Origin of the sequence: Campylobacter sp. CNRCH_2007_0968H (genome assembly GCF_025773245.1) — a bacterium.
GTDB classification, from domain to species: domain Bacteria; phylum Campylobacterota; class Campylobacteria; order Campylobacterales; family Campylobacteraceae; genus Campylobacter_D; species Campylobacter_D lari_D.
Genome location: NZ_JAKMTQ010000013.1, coordinates 1 through 19,513 on the forward strand (window position 1 = coordinate 1; position 19,513 = coordinate 19,513).

18 protein-coding genes are annotated in these 19,513 nt (G+C 30.3%); 15 read left to right on the forward strand and 3 right to left on the reverse strand.

Features of this window, described 5'->3' with window-relative positions; translation table 11 throughout:
• Nucleotides 1-94 precede the first annotated feature (94 nt).
• Nucleotides 95-1,186, reverse strand: coding sequence for a CinA family protein (locus L8Y18_RS07145; RefSeq protein WP_263676562.1), 1,092 nt, complete (start codon nucleotides 1,184-1,186; stop codon nucleotides 95-97).
• Between the two features lie 100 nt (nucleotides 1,187-1,286).
• Between L8Y18_RS07145 and ileS the strand changes: the two genes are divergently transcribed.
• The 8 genes from ileS to L8Y18_RS07185 all read left to right on the forward strand — a co-directional run bounded on the left by ileS (nucleotide 1,287) and on the right by L8Y18_RS07185 (nucleotide 12,454).
• A complete protein-coding gene (gene ileS / locus L8Y18_RS07150; protein ID WP_263676563.1) occupies nucleotides 1,287-4,052 on the forward strand; it encodes an isoleucine--tRNA ligase in 2,766 nt (921 codons plus the stop codon).
• 99 nt (nucleotides 4,053-4,151) lie between these two features.
• Nucleotides 4,152-5,516: an Asp-tRNA(Asn)/Glu-tRNA(Gln) amidotransferase subunit GatA gene (gene gatA / locus L8Y18_RS07155; RefSeq protein WP_263659656.1), complete on the forward strand. Its 1,365-nt coding sequence runs from the start codon at nucleotides 4,152-4,154 to the stop codon at nucleotides 5,514-5,516.
• Between the two features lie 10 nt (nucleotides 5,517-5,526).
• Nucleotides 5,527-6,978, forward strand: a complete 1,452-nt coding sequence (guaB, locus tag L8Y18_RS07160) for an IMP dehydrogenase (RefSeq protein ID WP_133319793.1) — start codon at nucleotides 5,527-5,529, stop codon at nucleotides 6,976-6,978.
• The gene (gene xseB, locus L8Y18_RS07165) at nucleotides 6,978-7,151 is read left to right on the forward strand and encodes an exodeoxyribonuclease VII small subunit (protein ID WP_039628709.1); all 174 of its coding nucleotides are present in this window, start codon (nucleotides 6,978-6,980) and stop codon (nucleotides 7,149-7,151) included. The genes guaB and xseB overlap by 1 nt, the downstream gene beginning before the upstream one ends.
• Nucleotides 7,144-7,932: a carbon-nitrogen hydrolase family protein gene (locus L8Y18_RS07170; protein ID WP_263659654.1), complete on the forward strand. Its 789-nt coding sequence runs from the start codon at nucleotides 7,144-7,146 to the stop codon at nucleotides 7,930-7,932. Before xseB ends, L8Y18_RS07170 begins: the two co-directional genes overlap by 8 nt.
• A 691-nt stretch (nucleotides 7,933-8,623) precedes the next feature.
• A complete protein-coding gene (murC, locus tag L8Y18_RS07175) occupies nucleotides 8,624-9,916 on the forward strand; it encodes a UDP-N-acetylmuramate--L-alanine ligase (protein WP_263676564.1) in 1,293 nt (430 codons plus the stop codon).
• Nucleotides 9,909-10,256 (forward strand): hypothetical protein, encoded by a 348-nt coding sequence (locus tag L8Y18_RS07180; RefSeq protein WP_220567306.1) that lies wholly within the window; start codon nucleotides 9,909-9,911, stop codon nucleotides 10,254-10,256. The genes murC and L8Y18_RS07180 overlap by 8 nt, the downstream gene beginning before the upstream one ends.
• Nucleotides 10,256-12,454, forward strand: a complete 2,199-nt coding sequence (locus L8Y18_RS07185) for an endonuclease MutS2 (protein WP_263676565.1) — start codon at nucleotides 10,256-10,258, stop codon at nucleotides 12,452-12,454. Before L8Y18_RS07180 ends, L8Y18_RS07185 begins: the two co-directional genes overlap by 1 nt.
• Here the strand turns inward: L8Y18_RS07185 and L8Y18_RS07190 are convergent.
• Both L8Y18_RS07190 and L8Y18_RS07195 read right to left on the reverse strand, forming a co-directional pair.
• Nucleotides 12,449-13,462: a hypothetical protein gene (locus L8Y18_RS07190; protein WP_263665053.1), complete on the reverse strand. Its 1,014-nt coding sequence runs from the start codon at nucleotides 13,460-13,462 to the stop codon at nucleotides 12,449-12,451. The two genes, L8Y18_RS07185 and L8Y18_RS07190, sit on opposite strands and share 6 nt — an antisense overlap.
• Nucleotides 13,428-14,357: a polysaccharide deacetylase family protein gene (locus L8Y18_RS07195; RefSeq protein ID WP_263661175.1), complete on the reverse strand. Its 930-nt coding sequence runs from the start codon at nucleotides 14,355-14,357 to the stop codon at nucleotides 13,428-13,430. Before L8Y18_RS07195 ends, L8Y18_RS07190 begins: the two co-directional genes overlap by 35 nt.
• 94 nt (nucleotides 14,358-14,451) lie before the next feature.
• On the opposite strand from L8Y18_RS07195, the gene L8Y18_RS07200 reads away from it, so the two are divergent.
• The 7 genes from L8Y18_RS07200 (at nucleotide 14,452) to L8Y18_RS07230 (ending at nucleotide 19,513) form a co-directional block, all read left to right on the forward strand.
• Nucleotides 14,452-15,150, forward strand: coding sequence for an SIR2 family NAD-dependent protein deacylase (locus L8Y18_RS07200; RefSeq protein WP_220567304.1), 699 nt, complete (start codon nucleotides 14,452-14,454; stop codon nucleotides 15,148-15,150).
• The gene (locus L8Y18_RS07205) at nucleotides 15,144-15,647 is read left to right on the forward strand and encodes a LysE family transporter (RefSeq protein ID WP_412175796.1); all 504 of its coding nucleotides are present in this window, start codon (nucleotides 15,144-15,146) and stop codon (nucleotides 15,645-15,647) included. Before L8Y18_RS07200 ends, L8Y18_RS07205 begins: the two co-directional genes overlap by 7 nt.
• Nucleotides 15,648-15,742: 95 nt before the next feature.
• A complete protein-coding gene (gene dapE, locus L8Y18_RS07210; protein ID WP_263665055.1) occupies nucleotides 15,743-16,843 on the forward strand; it encodes a succinyl-diaminopimelate desuccinylase in 1,101 nt (366 codons plus the stop codon).
• Nucleotides 16,844-16,976: 133 nt separating this feature from the next.
• Entirely contained in the window at nucleotides 16,977-17,735 is a 759-nt protein-coding gene (locus L8Y18_RS07215; RefSeq protein WP_263665056.1) for a CAAX protease, read from the forward strand.
• A 31-nt stretch (nucleotides 17,736-17,766) separates the two neighbouring features.
• Nucleotides 17,767-17,958, forward strand: coding sequence for a sulfur carrier protein ThiS (thiS, locus tag L8Y18_RS07220; protein WP_263662968.1), 192 nt, complete (start codon nucleotides 17,767-17,769; stop codon nucleotides 17,956-17,958).
• On the forward strand, nucleotides 17,955-18,755 hold the full coding sequence (thiF, locus tag L8Y18_RS07225; protein WP_263665057.1) for a thiamine biosynthesis protein ThiF: 801 nt from the start codon (nucleotides 17,955-17,957) through the stop codon (nucleotides 18,753-18,755). Before thiS ends, thiF begins: the two co-directional genes overlap by 4 nt.
• Nucleotides 18,755-19,513, forward strand: coding sequence for a thiazole synthase (locus L8Y18_RS07230; protein ID WP_133319804.1), 759 nt, complete (start codon nucleotides 18,755-18,757; stop codon nucleotides 19,511-19,513). The genes thiF and L8Y18_RS07230 overlap by 1 nt, the downstream gene beginning before the upstream one ends.

Below are 19,513 nucleotides of genomic sequence, written 5' to 3' on the forward strand. Positions count from 1 at the left end.
CAAGAGCAGTTCATCGGTATAAATATGATGATGAACATAGAATGAAATTGTATTTAAGTGGAGGGGTGTATTTTTAACTACACCGCTTTTATAATTAAACACCAAAGAAAATTTCAGGTTTTAATCTAAGCATTAAACAATATGCAGCCAAACTAGCTTGCTCTCTTGTATAGTTTCTATTGCCTTGTATATGAATGCATTCTTGTAAAAAGGTTCCATCTTTATACATAGCTCCTATGTAGATGGTGCCTGCTTTGGTATTTTTATCATTTTCTTCTCCAGCTACCCCACTAAGCGCTAAAGCAAAATCACAATTTGTGGTTTTAAAAACCCCTTTTAACATAAAATAAATACAACGATCAGAGTATTCCCCAACACTTTCTAAAGTATCATTGCTCACCCCAAGCCAAGAATTTTTTAAACGATTAGAATAAGTGATCAAAGAACCCTCAAACACATTAGAAATTCCTGAATTTTCAGCAAATTTTGAAGCACAAAGTCCTGCGGTACAACTTTCTGCAAAGGAAATTTTTAAGTTTTTTTCTAAAAGTTTTTTGGCTATAAATTTAATAGGATCATTTCCTAAAAATACTTTTCCTGCAAAAAGTTTGAAAACCCCTTTTAAAAAGCCTTCTAGTTTTCCATATTGACTAGCACTTGCTCTAATACAAATGAGATTATCTAATAATGCACTTGAGCAAGTTTGAATTTCAAAAGAAGTAGTAAGTGTGCTAAGTAAGATATTTGCACTCATTTCATCTATATCTAAAAGACAAAAATACGCATAGTCAAGTTCAGGATTTTGCAAAATCAAAGGCAATTTTTGCTCTATATTTATATTTAATAAATTAATATGGCATTGCTCAAAAGAACTTAAAAAGGAATTTTTTTCACGCAAAGCTTTTGAAGGTATTAGGGTATCATTTTCTAAGATTAAAACATCATCATTTAAGGTTGCTATGATCTTAGCTATGGTTGCATAGTATTCGCTAATGCTAAAAATGGTTATATAGCTATATTCTTTAGAAAGTTTTTCAAGTAAAAAAGGAAGTTCTTTATCAGGTTTGTTTATAAATTTTAACTCATGAAGCTCTAAAAACTGCTTTTTGTATTCTTCTTGTATATAACGCATATAATTTTCATTAATAATAATTTCATTGCCTATAATGATGATGAGATGTTTCATGATTTTCCTTTTTTTATTGCGATTATAACAAAAAAATAAGTGCAAATTAAAAGTATTTTAAGTAGAATTTACTATTTTTAAATTTTTCAAGGTGGATTATATGGATTATAAAGATACGCTATTGCTTCCAAATACGACTTTTGCAATGCGTGCAAATTTAGCAGAGCTTGAGCCTAAGCGTTTTAGCAAGTGGTTTGAAAACAACTATGCTTATGAAAAAATGAAACAAAAAAGACAAGGAATAAGCGAGAGTTTTACTTTACATGATGGCCCTCCTTATGCTAATGGACATTTGCATATTGGCCATGCTTTAAATAAAATTTTAAAAGATATCATCATCAAAATGCATTATTTTCAAGGTAAAAAAGTGCGTTTTACTCCTGGTTGGGATTGTCATGGTTTACCGATAGAACAGCAAGTTGAAGTTAAACTTAAAGATAAAAAGCAAAGTTTAAGCAAAAAAGAAATTCGTGAGTTTTGCAGAGAGCATGCGAGAGAATTTGTAAATATCCAAAGAGATGAATTTAAGTCTTTGGGTGTGATTGCTGATTGGGATGAGCCATACTTGACTATGAAAAATGCTTTTGAGGCAGATATTTACAAAGCTTTATGTAAAATCGCTAAAAAAGGACTTTTGCTAGAAAGAAGTAAGCCTGTTTTTTGGAGTTGGGCTGCTAAGAGTGCATTAGCAGAAGCTGAAGTAGAGTATGAAGACAAAGAAGATTATTCTATTTTTGTAGCTTTTGAGCTTGATAAAACTTCCCTTGAAAAGCTAGGTGTAAAAAAAGCTAAAGCAGTCATTTGGACTACCACGCCTTGGACTTTACCGGCAAATCAAGCTATATCTTTAAATCCAAATGAAAAATATGTTATCACTGAAGAAGGTTATATTTTTGCTAAAGCCTTGCTTGAAAATATGATTAATAAAAACTTCACTCAAGGAAAAATTCAAAAAGAACTTTTAGGTGTTGAATTTGAAAATTTAAGTGCTATTAATCCACTCAATCAAAGAAAATCCACTCTTATTTTAGGCGATCATGTTTTAATGGAAGGTGGAACAGGGCTTGTACATACTGCACCAGGTCATGGTGAGGATGATTATTATGCGTGCTTAAAATATGGCATTGAAGTGATTATGCCAGTAGATGATGGTGGGTGTTATGATGAAACACTAAGAGCTAAAGGGCTTTTGCCAGAGCATTTATTAAATGAGTTTATAGGACTTCATATTTTTAAAGCAAATGAGCGTATTTTAGAATTGCTTGGCGAAGCTTTACTTGAGAGTTCTAAATTTATACATTCTTATCCATTTTGTTGGAGAACACATAAACCGGTTATTTATAGAGCTACAAAACAATGGTTTATCTTAATGGATGAGAAAAAATTAGATGGAAAATCTTTAAGAGAGCTAGCACTAGAGCAATTAAATAATGTGAAATTTTACCCAGAAAGTGGGGTAAAAAGACTTAGTTCTATGATAGAAAATCGCCCTGATTGGTGTATATCAAGACAAAGAGATTGGGGTGTGCCTATCGCATTTTTTAGAGATAAAAACACCAAAGAAGTGATTTTTGATGATGATGTTTTAGATCATTTGGTGGGAATTTTTGAAGCAAATGGAGCTGATGCGTGGTGGGATTTAGAAATAAAAGATTTATTACCGCCAAATAGCAAATATGATCCAAATAATTTAGAAAAAGTTTATAATATTTTAGATGTTTGGTTTGATAGTGGTAGCACTTGGGAAGCAGTATTAAACTCAGCAAGATATGATGCAGGAGAATATCAAGCTTCAATGTATCTTGAAGGAAGTGACCAGCACCGTGGATGGTTTCAAAGCTCACTTTTAATTTCTACCGCGATCAATCACAAAACCCCATATAAAAACATACTTACTCATGGCTTTACCGTAGATGAAAAGGGTCAAAAAATGAGTAAATCTAAGGGTAATGTGATTTTACCTCAAAATGTAGCTAAAAATTATGGGGTAGAAATTTTAAGACTTTGGATAATGCTTAGTGATTATTCAACAGACTTAAAAATTTCAGATAATATCTTAAAACAAGTAAGCGAGCAGTATAGAAAGATAAGAAATACTATAAGATTTTTACTTGCAAATACTAATGATATGGAATTTTTAGAAACAAAAAATTTCACACTTTTAGATAAGTGGATTTTAATGCGTGCAAAAGTTGCTTTTGAAGTATGTGAAGTTGCTTTTGAAAAATATGAATTTGCAAAAGGCTTTAGTGTGCTTTTAAATTTCTTAAGTGCGGATTTAAGTGGAATTTATTTAGATGTGTGCAAAGATAGATTATATTGTAATGCAAAAGATGATACAAAAAGAGTAAGCGCGCAAAGTGCTATGGTGCTAATAGCTAGAAAACTTTTTGCGCTTTTAGCTCCAAGTTTAACTTACACTATAGATGAAGCTTTAGAACATGCAAATGTGGCCATTAAAGAAAATGCTAAAGATGTTTTTGATTTGGTATTAAAAAATGGCTTTGATTATGAGTATAAAATCGAAGATGATTTATTTATAAAATCAAGAGAAAAATTCTTTGAACTTGTTGATGTATTAAAAAAAGACAAAATCATCAAATCAACCTTAGAGTTAAGCTTGCAAACAAGTGCAAATGAGCTTTTGAGTGAAGATATTGAAGAAGTAGCTGATTGGTTTATGGTAAGCTCAGTAGAAAGCTTAGATGATAAAGAAACTTTGAGTGAGTTTAAAATAGATGATCATAGTTTTAAAATAGTGCGTTCTTTATTGCACAAGTGTCCAAGATGTTGGAAATTTTTAGCAAAAGAAGAAGAATGTTTATGTCCAAGATGTAATAGTGTGGAAAAAGCAAAAAATGTTTGAGCAAGCTTTACCTTTTAGCGTGGTAGTGATTACTTTATTGAGCTTTTTATTTATCACGCTTTTTTTGTTTTATTTGGTTAAAAAATTTAAGGATAAATAATGGTAACTTTAAAAGAAGCTTTGAAATTTTCAAATGAAGAATTAGAAAATCTAAAAAAAGAATTAAATGAAAAAGCACATCAGCAAAAGCATTTAGGTGCTTATGTAGAGCAGTTTTTAAATAAAGACTTAAGCACTTCAGGTACTGGCGTACCAGTAGCTATAAAAGATAATATTAGTGTAAAAGATTGGGAATTAACTTGTGGTTCTAAAATTTTACAAGGCTATGTGGCTCCTTATGATGCAAGCGCTATTGTAAATTTACGCAAAAATAATTTTACTCCATTTGGAAGATGTAATATGGATGAGTTTGCTATGGGAAGTACAAGTGCAACTTCTTTTTATGGTAAGACTTTAAATCCGCTTGATAATACTAAAGTTCCAGGTGGAAGTAGTGGGGGGAGTGCTGCTGCGGTTGCTGCAGGGATAGCTTTAGCAAGTTTGGGTTCAGATACAGGTGGTTCAGTAAGGCAACCTGCTGCTTTTTGTGGTTGTGTTGGGTTTAAGCCAAGTTATGGAAGAGTTAGCAGGTATGGTTTAGCAGCGTATTCTTCAAGCCTTGATCAAATAGGAGTTTTAACGCAAAATGTTGAAGATGCTGCAATTTTATATGATGCTATTGCAGGCTATGATGAAAAAGATAGCACGAGTGTAAACATAGCTTTTGAGCCAACTACGCCAAAACTAAATGCAAATAAAAAGCTAAAAATAGCTGTGATCAAAAACTATATAGAGCAAACTAATGATGATGTAAAACAAGCCTTATTAAAAACCATAGATATGTTAAAAGCAAATGGCCATGAGATTGTTTATAAAGACTTAATGGATTCTACATTTGATGTTGCGGCTTATTATATCATAGCAGCAGCTGAAGCAAGTGCAAATTTAAGCCGTTATGATGGCGTAAGATATGGTAGAAGAAGTGAAAAATGTGACAATCTTAGCCAAATGTATGTAAATAGCAGAAGTGAAGGTTTTGGTGAGGAAGTAAAAAGAAGAATTTTACTAGGAACCTTTGTTTTAAGTAGTGGCTATTATGATGCATACTACATCAAAGCACAAAAGGCTAGAAGATTTATCAAGCAAAAATATGAAGAAATTTTAAACGATTGTGATTTGATTTTTATGCCAGTTGCTCCAAGCGTTGCTTTTGGTTTTAACGATATAAAAACTCCAGTGCAAATGTATTTAGAAGATGTATTTACTATTTCAGTGAATTTAGCAGGACTTGGTGGCATTAGTGTGCCAGTAGGAAAAAATGAAAATGGACTTAGTATTTCTGCTCAGCTTATATGCAAAGCTTATGATGAGCAAACTTTATTAGATGGTGCTTTGAGCTTGGAAGAAATTATCAAAAACAAATAAAGGAAAAATTATGAAAATCATAAAACGCGCTTTGACTTTTGAAGATGTTTTACTAGTCCCTCAATATTCTGAGGTTTTACCTAAAGAAGTAGATATTAAAACAAGACTTACAAAAAATATCACCTTAAATATGCCTTTGATTTCAGCTGCTATGGATACAGTTACTGAACATAGAGCAGCTATTATGATGGCAAGGCTTGGTGGCATAGGGGTAATCCATAAAAATATGGACATAGCTTCACAAGTTAGAGAGATAAAAAGAGTTAAAAAAAGTGAAAGTGGCGTGATTATGGATCCTATTTATATAGGGCCTAAAGCAAGTGTTAAAGAAGCGCTAGAACTCATGGCTGAATATAGAATTTCAGGCGTTCCTGTGGTAGATGAGAATAAAATTTTAATAGGAATTTTAACTAATCGCGATTTAAGATTTGAAACTAACTTTGATAATTTAGTAGAAAATGTAATGACAAAAATGCCTTTAATCACTGCTAAAAAAGGCTCTACTTTAGATGATGCAGAAAGGATTTTCTCTACTAATAAAGTAGAAAAACTTCCAATCGTAGATGAAAATAATCGCTTAGAAGGTTTAATCACTATAAAAGATTTGAAAAAACGCAAAGAATATCCAAATTCAAATAAAGATGCTTATGGAAGATTAAGAGTGGCTGCAGCCGTGGGTGTGGGTCAGCTTGATCGCGTAAAGGCTTTAGTAGAAGCTGAAGTTGATGTTATAGTAATGGATAGTGCGCATGGACATTCTAAAGGGATTATTGATACATTAAAAGCAATTAAGGCTGAATTTAATGTAGATGTGATAGTAGGAAATGTTGCAAGTGCTAAAGCAGTTAAAGATCTATGTGAAGCAGGTGCAGACGCTGTTAAGATAGGTATAGGACCTGGTAGTATTTGTACCACTCGTATTGTTTCAGGTGTGGGTGTACCTCAAATTTCAGCTATAGATGAATGCGCAATAGAAGCGAGTAAATACAGCGTGCCAGTAATCGCTGATGGGGGTATAAAATACTCAGGCGATATTGCAAAAGCTATCGCAGCAGGAGCAAGTAGTGTGATGATAGGTTCACTTTTGGCAGGAACTGATGAGAGTCCAGGTGAGTTATTTACTTATCAAGGAAGACAATATAAGAGTTATCGTGGCATGGGAAGCTTAGGTGCTATGCAAAAAGGTAGTTCAGATAGATATTTCCAAGAAGGTACAGCTCAAGATAAACTTGTACCTGAAGGTATTGAAGGTAGGGTGCCTTATGTAGGAAGTATAAAAAGTGTAGTACATCAACTTTTAGGTGGGCTTAGATCTTCTATGGGTTATGTAGGTGCAGTAGATATCAAAGCTTTCCAAGAAAGAGCTGAATTTGTAGAAATCACCGCAGCAGGATTAAAAGAAAGCCATGTGCATGATGTAACTATCACTGCTGAAGCACCAAATTATAAGGTGAGTAATTAATGGAATTTGAAGATCATATCAAACAAGCTGAGCTTTCTTTGGAGAAACTTAATGATAAAGATTTGGACCTTAAAACTTGCGTAGAAATTTATAAAGAAGGTTTAAAAAGTATCAAGCAAGCAAGAACTATGCTTGAAAATGCTAAATTAGAAATCGAGCAAGTAGATGAGTAGTGTTGTAGCTTTACAATTTCCCACTTTGGCTTTGAGTGAATCAAGGCTTGATTATTATCTAAAAGCTGCTAAGGAAAGTGGTGCGAATTTGGTGGTTTTGGGCGAGTATGTTTTAAATAGCTTTTTTAGTGAGCTAAAAACTATGCCAAAAAGTATGATCAAAGAACAAAGTCAAAGTAAAAAAGCAAGCTTGATAAAACTTGCTAAAAAATATGATTTAAATATTATTGCACCTTTCATAAGTGTTGAAAATGATGGTTTAAAAAAACTATGCTTAAAAGTAGGTCCACAAAATGTAAAAGTGTATGAGCAACAAATTTTAATGCCTTATGCACACTGGAATGAAGAAAAATTTTTTAACAATAAAAAAGCTGATAAGCTTAAACTTTTTACTTTCACACATGAGGGCTTAAAATGTGCTTTGCTTTTTGGCTTTGAGGCACATTTTGATATCTTTTGGCAAATGATCATGAAAAAAAAGATAGACTTAGTCATCATTCCCACAGCTAGCACCTTTGAAAGTAATCAAAGATGGCTAGAACTTTTAAAAACAAGAGCCTTTTTAAACTCAACAAGCATTTTAAGGGTTAATCGTATAGGTAATTTAAAGCAAGAAAATGAGTGGAAATTTTATGGAGATAGCTTTTTTATTAATGCTTTTGGCGAAGTGCAAGAGCAACTTGGCGATCAAGAAGAAATGCTTGTAGTGGAAGTTAGTAAGGCAAATGAAGCTAGAAATTTATGGGGTTTTGATAAGCTTATAAAAAATTACGAAGAATAATTTATATTTTAAAACACAAATTATACTTTTAATATAAAGTATAATTTGTTAGAATTAACAATTTAATATAGTAAATTTGGATTTAACTATTTTGTTTATTAACTATAAGCCAAAGAATTGGAAATCCTATTATTCCAATTGGCAAGGCAAGCATAAATAATAAAAATTTTATAACGATTTTTGTAATGATTAAAAAAAGAGCATTAATAAAAAATACATTATCTCCAAGCAGTATGTTTTTTAGTTCTTCCCATGCAAAACATGCAAAAGGAAATAATAAATTCCTAACATAATAAAAAATGAAATGCTGCTAGATAGTGGAGTGGTAAAATAAAAAAACACATGCTGCAAACACATAATGTCTTATAAGCCACACTAGATTTATAGTGCTAAAAACTTTTAGTGGATTGATCAAATTTTACTCCTTATTTATTTATAAAATATTTTGCAATTTTATTTTTTTAAATTAATTTAAACTTAATATTTTTATTTTAATATTGTTATATTAATACTAAATTAAATATAAAGTAGTTTTAGTATTAATAATTTATATAAGATTGTGTAAATATTTTGATGTGGTTATGTGATTTATATCAGGATAAAATAAATACTCATTAAAAAGTTTATATTTTATTTTTAGTAAACAAATGATAGAATTTTGCCTTAAATTTTCAAAAAATTTGAGGCAAAAATGCAAAAAATTCATTTTATAGGTATAGGCGGTATTGGAATTTCAGCTTTGGCGAGATTTTTAAAAGAACAAGACTTTAAGATTAGTGGTTCTGATATCAAAGAAAGTAAAATCACAAAAGAATTAGAAAAAGAAGGCATAAATATAAAAATTCCTCATCATAAAGACAATGTCAAAGATGTGGATTTAGTGGTGTATTCAGCTGCTATCAAAGAAGATAATGAAGAATTAATCAGCGCAAAAAAACAAAACATCACAACGCTTTCAAGAAAAGAAGCCCTGCCTATGATTTTAAAAGACAAAAGAGTTTTTGCAGTTGCGGGAGCCCATGGTAAAAGCACGACTTCAAGCATTTTAGCAAGCTTGATAGAAGCTTCTGTTATTATTGGTGCAGTGCTAAAAGAAAGTGGCACCAATATGCTTTATAAAGAAAGCGAAAATCTTATTTTTGAAGCTGATGAGAGTGACAGTTCTTTTTTGAACTCAAATCCTTATTTAGCTATAGTGACTAATGTTGAAGCAGAACATTTAGATCATTATGGAAATGATCTTTCAAAATTATACAAAGCTTATGAAGACTTTTTGCGTTTGCCTAAAATTCAAGTGATTAATGCTGAAGATGAGTTTTTGTCAAGTTTAAATTTAAATAATGCAAAAAAGCTTTACCCAAGCAAAGATATCACAAATATTTATATGAAAGTGGAAAATTTTAAGCCAAAAACCTATTTTACGCTTAAAGATTTAGGCGAATTTAGCGTTTTTGGTATGGGTGAGCATGTGGCGATGGACGCTGCTTTGGCTATTTTGGCTGCGAGTGAATTTATAAATATAGAAGAGCTAAAAACTAAGCTTTTAAAATATCAAGGGATTAAAAAAAGATTTGATATTTTGTTTGCAAATGAAAATATGACTTTGATTGATGATTATGGACACCATCCAACAGAAATCAAAACAACACTTAAAGCAGCAAGTGAGTATGCAAGGCTAGCTGGATATAAAAAAATCATAGCTATTTTTGAGCCTCATCGTTATACGCGTTTAAGTGCAAATATAGAGTATTTTAGCGAGGTTTTAGCAAATGTTGATGAGCTTTATATTTTACCTGTGTATGCAGCAGGAGAAGCTAAAATAGAGATTAATATGCAAAAATACTTTCCAAAAGCTAAATTTATAAAAGAAATCAAAAGAGAAGAAAGTGCTATTTATCTTGATGATGAGTTGATTGAAAATGGCTTGGTAATTGGTTTTGGTGCAGGAGATATAAGCACAAAGCTCAGGGGCAAGTATGTTTAAGATTTTTTTATATGTCCTAGCTTTTTTTGCGATTTTACTTTTTTTTGTTTTTTTACGTAAAAAAATAGGCAAGATTAGCAATTATCTTTTGATTTTAGTGTTGATTTTGATGATTGCTTTTGCGATTAAATTTGAGTTAAGTGCCACAAGAAGTGGTATTTTAAAAAAAGAAACGCTCAATGCATTCTTACAAGGACAAAGTCTAATTTGCAAAGATATTAATGTCACTAAAGAGTATTTTAACTTTGAACATGGAACGCAAAGTTTTATTTCAAATGGTAAAAATAAACAATTTAAAGCCTATGTTTTTGATATAAAAGATTGCAAGGTAGATAAATAATGCAAGAGCAATTTTTTAAAAAGCTAGATTTAGATGGCTATATAGAAGACTTTAGGGGGCTTTTTGCAAGAGATAAAGAAATTTTTTTACAAGGTGATAGTAAGCTTCATTATAAAAGAATCAATGAACTTTCGTTGATTGATTTTAATCCTCCACCTATGATAGAAGGGCTAAATAGTGCTTTAACTCATCTTAGCAAGCAAGGAATTTTGCATTTAAGTCAAAGCTTTGAATTTATTAAAATCTGTATGTATTTTAGATACTTAAAGGGCTTAAAATTTGAAGAAAGCTTAAAAGAATGGCTTTTAAAAATAGAAATTCCACAAGCTATTTTAGAACTTTTTGAGTATTTTGATGAAAAGGGTGAGATTAAAGAAAGTATTGATGAAAGACTTGTTAATCTAAATTTAGCTCTAAAGATAAAAAAAGAAAGCTTGGTAGCTGAGTTTAAAAAACTCACATATACTAAAAATCTTAGTGCATATTTGATTGATACGCAAATCCATCTTATCAATGGTATGGAGGCCTTGCTTTTACGCGGTGGGTTTAATCATGTCTTAAAAGCAAAAATCATAGGTAGAAGTAGTGGCGGTGGATTTTATGTGGTGCCTTTAAGCGTAGAAAAAATCCAAAGTCAAATAGATGAAATCAAAGATGCTAAAGAAGAAATTTTTTATGAGTATGCTAAAAAAATCAGCTTGATTTTTTATAAAAATTTGATGTTTTTGAAATTTATCAATAATGCTTTTGATTTATTTGATCATTATAGCGCTAGAGTTTTGATGGCTAAAAAACATGATTATGAGTTTGTTTTAGCTGATAGTTCTAATAATTTAAGTTTATATAACTTCGCACATCCGGCTTTAAAAAATGCAAAAAGTGTTAATATAGAGTTTAATAAAAAAGTTTTAATCATCACGGGTGTAAATGCAGGTGGTAAGTCTATGCTTTTAAAAGGAATTTTAAGTGCAGCTTTACTTGCAAAGCATTTACTTCCTATGAAAATTAACGCACAAAAAAGCCAAATAGGGAATTTCAAAGAATTTGATGCGATTTTAGAAGATCCACAAAATGTAAAAAATGATATTTCTACTTTTGCAGGAAGGATGTTGCATTTTTCTAAGCTTTTAGGTAAGAAAAATGTTTTATTAGGGGTTGATGAGATAGAGCTTGGAACAGATTTTGAAGAAGCTGCGTGTTTATATACTGAGCTTATTTCTAAGCTTTTAGAACAAGATAATAAAATCATCATCACAACCCACCATAAACGCCTTGCTATGCTTTTGGCTAAAAATTCACAAGTAGAACTTATCGCTGCTTTGTATGATGAGGAATTATCACGTCCAAAATATGAGTTTTTAAAAGGCACTATAGGTAAATCTTATGCATTTGAAACGGCTTTAAGATATGGCATAAGTGCAAATTTAGTGCAAAATGCTAAAAAGCTTTATGGAGAAGATAAAGAAAATTTAGAAGAAATGGTAAGTAAAAATATCAATCTTGAACTTTCTTTACGCAAGAAAAATGAAGAGCTTGAAAAAAAAGAAGTCAAAGTAGATGAAATTTTACTTTTACTTAAAGATCAAAAAGAAAAAAATGAGCAAGAATTTAAAAAGCTTGTTTCTAATTTAGAATTTAAATACCACAAAGCCATAGAAGAAGCTAAAAAAACGATAAATCTAAAAGATATTAAAGAAAAACAAAGAAGTTTAAACAAAGCTAATGAACTTAAAAAAAGCATTGTTTTACCAAGTATGGAGCAAAATGAAGAACTTAGAGTTGGGGATTTTGTAAAATATGAAAAAATCAAAGGTAAAATCACAGCTATTTCAAAAAATGACGCGATGATTCAAAGTGATGGTTTGAGTTTGCGTGTGCCATTAAAGCTTCTTAAAAAAAGCAATCAAAACCCTACACAAAAGGTAAAACCAAGTGTCAATATAACCCGTCCAAGTGCTTTAAATATGACTTTAGATTTACACGGCTTAAGAAGTGATGAGGCGCTTGAAAGATTAGATAAATTTATCTCTGATGCTTTGATAGTGGGTTTTGATGAGGTGATAGTTTATCATGGTATAGGCACAGGAAAACTAGCTTTTGCGGTAAAAGAGTTTTTAAAAGCCCACAAAAGTGTAAAAAGCTTTAATGATGCTCCGATTAATCAAGGTGGTTTTGGTGCTAAGGTGGTTAAATTATAATTTATTAATCCTATCTTGATCACTATCACCTTTAAAAAATGCATAGTTTTTATTATTACATTTATATGCAAAATAGATATCTTGATTTTCTTTAATAAAAGGTTCAAAATAATTTGTAATCACTTCTTTATTTTTTTCTATAAATCCCATATTTGTAATTTTTGAAAAATCGTTAATATAGCAAAGAAAATCAATATATTCATAATCATTTTGTATTAAAAATTCTTGAAAAAGACTATAAATATTTTCTGTAAAATTACCTATAAAATCAACTATTCTAATGCATTTTGCTTGAAGTATTTTTATTTCTCTTGTAACAAAAATACATTCTAGTGTAGATTTTTCAAATATTCCCAAAAATTGATATTTGTAAAAAGGGTTGTTGTAGTATCTGTTTATAAAGTATTTTTTGGATTTATAAGGTATAAAATTAAATTTAATATTTGATTTTATGAATTCTTCTGCATTTAAAATTTTATATGTAAAATTAATATTTTTTAAGTTACATATCGATGGAGAATTTGCAAAATCAGCCATATAAAAAATATTTTTTTTATCATTTTTAATATAAAAATGCTTAAGTGGTTCTATTTTATCATATAAAAAAAGTTTATAATATTTTATACCATACTCTGATAATCCAGCATTTCCAATTGATTTTGGTGTTAAAGTTTCTAGTAGAAATTTAATTAATACTAATCCAAATGTAGGTTTAATGCTTTTCCAAATTCCAAACCATAAATCTTTGTTGGCTTCGAGTTTATTATCATATTGACTAAGTAAGGTAAAGCCTAATATAGATTGAATAATATTATCTTCTAATCCCAAAACAATATTATACCTTTGATTGTATTTATCTAAATACTGAAAATCAAGCACTTCTTTATTATAGGCAAATACATGATTTTTATTCCAATGATTTTTTATAAATTCCATTATTTTGTTTGCTTCTTCTAATTTTGCAAAACGGATTTCAACCATAGTTAGCCTTTCCATATATAAACTCATTGCAATCATACCTATGAAGAGCAAAAGGATTATTAATTAAGTCTTTGTAGTTAATATCTTTTGAAGGTATGGAGCTAAAAGCAAAATCAAAATTATATTTTTTAAGCCATCTTTTTGCATAAGAGGTGCTTTCTCCATAGGGATAAGAAAATATTTGTATTGGTGGTTTTATAAAAGAGTTTAAAAAATTTATAGAGGATTTTAGCTCATATTTTTGGTTATATATGTTCAATGTTTTAAAGCTTAAATGGGTAAAGCTATGGCTAGCTATCAACATACCATTATCACTCATTGTTTTCAATTCATTTTTACTTAAATATAAATTATCAAAAATTTCATCATCATTCCAAAAATTTGTAATAACTTGATCTAAAATTTTTTCTTTATATTCTGGTTTTATAAAATAATTAAATAAGAGTTTAAAGTCTTTTGTACTTTTATCATCATCCAATTCTTGATAATAGTTTTTAAAAAGTTTTAAAGAAGATCTTTTTAACATGCTTGGTTTTATAATATTATAGGCAGTGTTTAATAAAATCCCCCCCCCCATTTTTCCAAGTAAATAATGTATTCTATGAACATCTAGTGCTTTTTTCTGTTTAAATATACGAGTAGGAACAAAAAATATACCAAAAAGCTTTCTTTTTGTAAGTTCGTTAAAGACATAATTATAATGATCTTTAAGTCCATCATCAAAGGTTAATAGAATTTTATTTTTTAATTTATTACAAAACAATGGATTTTCTTTTAAAAATAAAAATTCTTCAAGGTTTACAAATCCAAATTCTTTTTCAAAAAAATCTAATTGTTTTTTAAAATTTTCAATATGTAAATATCTAAAATTAGGTAATTTTTTTACTTTTTCTCTTATGTAGTGATACATTATTATTTTCATAATTATCCTTTTTGGATATTATATCAAAGCTATCTTTAAAAAATAAAACTTAAATTTAATATTTTTTTGTTACTCTTTTAAACAAGGTTTAATAATGAAACAAGTGATGATTTTAAGCGGGGCAGGTTTGTCTGCTCCAAGTGGTATAAAGACTTTTAGAGCTAGCGGTGGGCTTTGGGAAGAGCATGATGTGATGGAAGTTTGCTCTGCAACTGGCTTTAGAAAAAATCCTAAAAAAGTTTTGGAATTTTATAATAAAAGAAGAAAAGAACTAGCTAGTGTTAAGCCAAATCACGCACATGAAATCATCGCTTTATTAAAACAAAAATTTCCAAAACAAATTAGCATTTTAACGCAAAATGTAGATGATTTATTAGAGCGAGCAGGTTGTGAAGAAGTGGTGCATTTGCATGGCTTTTTACCTGAGCTTAGGTGTTTAGAGTGTGAAAATATTTTTAACATAGACTATGAAAGTAGTGATGATAAAATTTGTCCTAAATGTCAAAGCAAAAGTGTAAGGCACAATATCGTGATGTTTGAAGAAATGGCACCAAATTATAAAATTTTATATGAAAAATTACAAAATTGTGATTTATTTGTATGTATAGGCACAAGCGGGCAGGTTTTACCCGTGGGAGAGTATGCAAGAGTATGCAAGCAAAGTATATTAAACAATCTTGATGAGGATAAATATTTAGAAAGTAATTTCACAAAAGTTTATATAGAAGATGTTTGCACGGCTATTGATAAAATCAAAACCGATATAGAAAATTTCTTGGAAGCAAAATGCTAGAAGTAATCTTACAAGGTATAGTTTTAGGTATGGGTGTGTCTGTGCCTTTTGGACCTGTAAATATTTTGATCTTAAATACTGCTTTGTCTTCTTTTAAAAATGCTTTTTGCGTTGGGCTCGGTGCTTTAAGTGCTGATATACTTTTTTTGATTTTGATTAATCTTGAGCTTTTAAGCTTTGCAAATAATGAATTTTTTTATAAAATACTAGCGGTTTTTGGCTTTTTCTTTTTGAGTTTTATGGTATTTTTAATGCTAAGAAAAACAAGAAAAGTCGATCTTAACAAGGTAAATAAAACACATCCTTTAAAAGGTTTTAGCAAAGGATTTTTCTTAAATGTTACAAATCCTTATGTTATAGGCTTTTGGGTGAGTGTAGCAGGGCTCTTAGCATGCAGAGTAAAAACTCTTTTGCCTTGCTTTTTGGTTTGGTTGGTTTTATTGTGTTTTGGATTTTTACTCTATCGTTTTTTGTGTCTAAATTCAAAGCACTTGTAAAAAACAAACATATATTTTACATTAATCTTTTTTCAGCATTTATTTTAGAGTATTTTGCTCTTTCTATGCTGTATAAAGCTTTTATAGGATAGAACATGCAAGTAGTTGAAATTTTTAAAGAATTGAGCAAATTTAAATCCATCACCCCAGATGATGATGGAGCATTAAATTATATTGCAGTGGAGTTAAGTGATTTTGAAGCTTTTTTTATAGAAAAAGAAGGTGTGAAAAATCTTTTGCTGACTAAAAAATTTAGTGATGATGGTGAGCATTTAGCTTTTGGCGGGCATGTAGATGTAGTGCCTGCAGGAGAGGGTTGGAGCAGTGATCCTTTTGAGCCTTTAGAAAAAGATGGGTTTATTTATGTAAGAGGTGCACAAGATATGAAAAGTGGCGTGGCTGCTTTTATGTGTGCAGTTAAGGAGGTAGAAAATTTCAAAGGAAGAATTTCACTGATTTTAACAAGCGATGAAGAAGGCGAGGCTAAATTTGGCACGCTTGAAGTGCTTAAATTTATGCAAGAAAAAGATATGCTACCTGATTTTGCTGTGGTTGCTGAGCCAACTTGTGATAAAAAATTTGGAGATAGTATTAAAATAGGGCGTCGTGGTTCTATCAATGCAAAATTGCTTATCAAAGGCAAACAAGGCCATGTAGCATACCCGCAAAAATGCATTAATCCTGTGCATAATTTTGCTTTTGCTTTGAAATTTTTAGCAGGTTTTGATCTTGATCCAGGCGATGAGGTATTTGCACCATCTAAAATCGTTATTACTGATATACGCGGTGGTATGGAAGTGTGTAATGTAACCCCAAATGATTTAAAATTGATGTTTAATGTAAGAAATTCTCCACAAACTAGCTTAGAAGATGTAAAAGCTTATGTAGAAAAGACTTGTGAAGGACTTGATTATGAGTTGAGCATAAATCAAAGTTCAAATCCTTTTTTAACACAAAGTGATTCTAAAATCGTACAAAAACTAAATGAGAGTGTGCAAAAAATTACTCAAGTAGTGCCAGAACTTAACACCAAAGGTGGTACAAGTGATGCGAGATATTTTGCTGAGTTTGGTGTGAGGGTGGTAGAATTTGGCGTGTGTAATGATAGAATTCATGCAATTGATGAAAGAGTGAGTATAGAAGAGCTTGAAAAATTGTATTTAATTTTTAAAGATTTATTAGAGAATTTTAACTAGGAAAAGCATGGATGTAATAGGAATTTAGAGTAGCCTCTCATTTAAGAGTACCTTGCAGCTACCGGCAAGTTAGCCCTCTAAACTTCTAAAATTATATCATTAATTTTTTAAAATGGAGTTAATAGGAAGTAAAATGTCTTTTGAGCTTGATGTAAGTAGCTATGAAAAAATAGAAAAGCTATTTATCAATTTTAAATTGAAATGTGATTTTAAATTTAGAATGATAAAAGGGATTAATGTTTTGCATTTTGGATATTTGTGGGGAGCTTGCAAAGAAGCACAAAAGATTTTAGAAAAAAATCAAAAATGTGAAGATTTGTTTGAGTTAATTATGAAAATTTATTCCAAAAGACGCAAAAATCATCAAGCAAATTTTTTACTTTTACAATGTTATGAAAATGCTCTAAGAAGTACTTTAGCAGTAAAAATAGCAAATTTGTATAATAAGTTAGATGATGATTGGTTTAAATCTAGCGAAGAGGCTTTTAATCCTGCTTTAAAAAGTCTTTTAAAAAAAGTTAAAAAGAGATGTCAAAAAATAGATGAATATAATAGCACTTGGCAAATTTTTGATGATTTTTGTCTGATTGATTTAGAAGAGATATTAATAGATCATTGGAGTGAATTTGCTTATATATTTAAAGATAAAAAAATATATAAAAATCAAGTCTTACCAAGTTTTGGCACCAAAGAACATCTTAAAACAAAACTAAGCCAAATAAGAAAAGCTAGAAATGAAACCTATCATAATAAACCTACAAAAATAAAATTTAAAAAAGATTTGGAAATTTTACTTTTGAGATTTGGTTATAATTTAGAAGATGCTATTGATATTGGAGAGATAAAAGAAGCTATTATTTTAAGATTTAATTATAATAATGTAAGTGAGTAAGTATTTTAAGTAAAATAAATAAAGGTTTTAAATGATTATCAATGGGCAAAAGTTTGAGTTAAAAGAGCTTAAATTCATGGACTATGTTCAAGAAAAACAATTAAAAATAGAATTTATTGCCTTAGAATTAAACGGAGAAATTATCCCAAGGGATAAATTTGAAAATTTGATTTTAAAAGAAAATGATAAAGTAGAGATTGTTACTTTTGTAGGTGGTGGTTGATGAGAATTAAATTTAATGGTAGTATGATAAACACGCATTTTAAAAACACTTTGGAATTTTTTCAAAGTGTGAGTAAAAATGAAAATGATGTATGGATAGTCAATGGTTTTGCAACAAAAGAAAGTTTGGAGCTAAAAGAAAATGATGAGCTTTTTTGTATAGAAAAAAATACTTTACCACCATATGAAGCTCTTGATGCGATGATGAGGGCAAGACATACTCCAAAACTTCATGATAAGCTTAAAAAGGCAAGTGTGGCAGTGTGTGGACTTGGTGGACTTGGTTCGCATATAGCTATAAATTTAGCAAGAAGCGGGATTGGTAGGCTTCATTTGATTGATTTTGATGTGGTTGAGCCAAGTAATCTTAACCGTCAAGCTTATATGGTGGAAGATTTGGGTAAATTTAAGGCTGAAGCTTTAAAAGATCAAATCGCTAAAATTAATCCTTTTATAGAAGTATTTGCACAAGTTTTAAAAATAGAAAAAGAAAATATAGCCAAACTTTTTACAAATGATGATATAGTTTGTGAAGCCTTTGATAGTGCAAAATATAAAGCGCTTTTAGCGCAAAATTTTCATCAACACTATCCTCAAAAAACATTAATTTGTGCTTCTGGCTTAGCAGGATATGGCGATAGCAACAGCATACAAACAAGAAAAATTGCAAAAAACTTTTATGTTTGTGGTGATTTAAAAAACGAGGCAAAAGTAGGTAATGGACTTATGGCACCGCGTGTAAATATTTGTGCAGGACATCAAGCAAATTTAGTTCTAGAACTTTTAGCGAGCGAGTAATGGAAAAATTAAAAATAGGAAAATATGAGTTTAATTCCAGGTTTATTCTAGGTTCTGGGAAATTTTCTTTTGAGCTTATAAAATCAGCCATTGAAGAAGCAAAAGTTGAGATTATCACCTTAGCTTTGCGTAGGGTAAATGATAAAGGTATAGAAAATATACTTGATTTTATCCCAAAGCATATTAAGCTTTTACCAAATACTTCAGGTGCAAGAAATGCTAATGAGGCATTGCGTATAGCAAGACTTGCAAGAGAGCTTGGTTGTGGAGATATGATTAAGGTCGAAGTAATTAGCGATAGTAAATATTTATTACCGGATAATTATGAAAGTATAAAAGCAGTAGAACTTTTAGCAAATGAGGGTTTTACACCTTTAGTTTATATGTATCCTGATTTATATGCAGCGCGTGCTATGGCTAATGCGGGAGCTGCTGCTATAATGCCTCTTGGAGCTCCTATAGGAAGCAATAAGGGCTTAAAAACTAAAGAATTTATACAAATTTTACTTAATGAAATTAGCTTACCTATTATAGTAGATGCAGGTATAGGAAATCCAGCACAAGCTTGTGAAGCCATGCAAATGGGAGTAAGTGCAGTGATGGCAAATACCGCCATAGCTCAAGCTAAAGATGTAGCAAAAATGGCAAAGGCTTTTGCGTTAGCTATAGAGGCAGGATATAATGCGTATTTAGCAGGTATAGCAAATGAAAGTACGCCAAGTGCAAGCTCGCCTTTGAGTGGTTTTTTAAGAGATTAA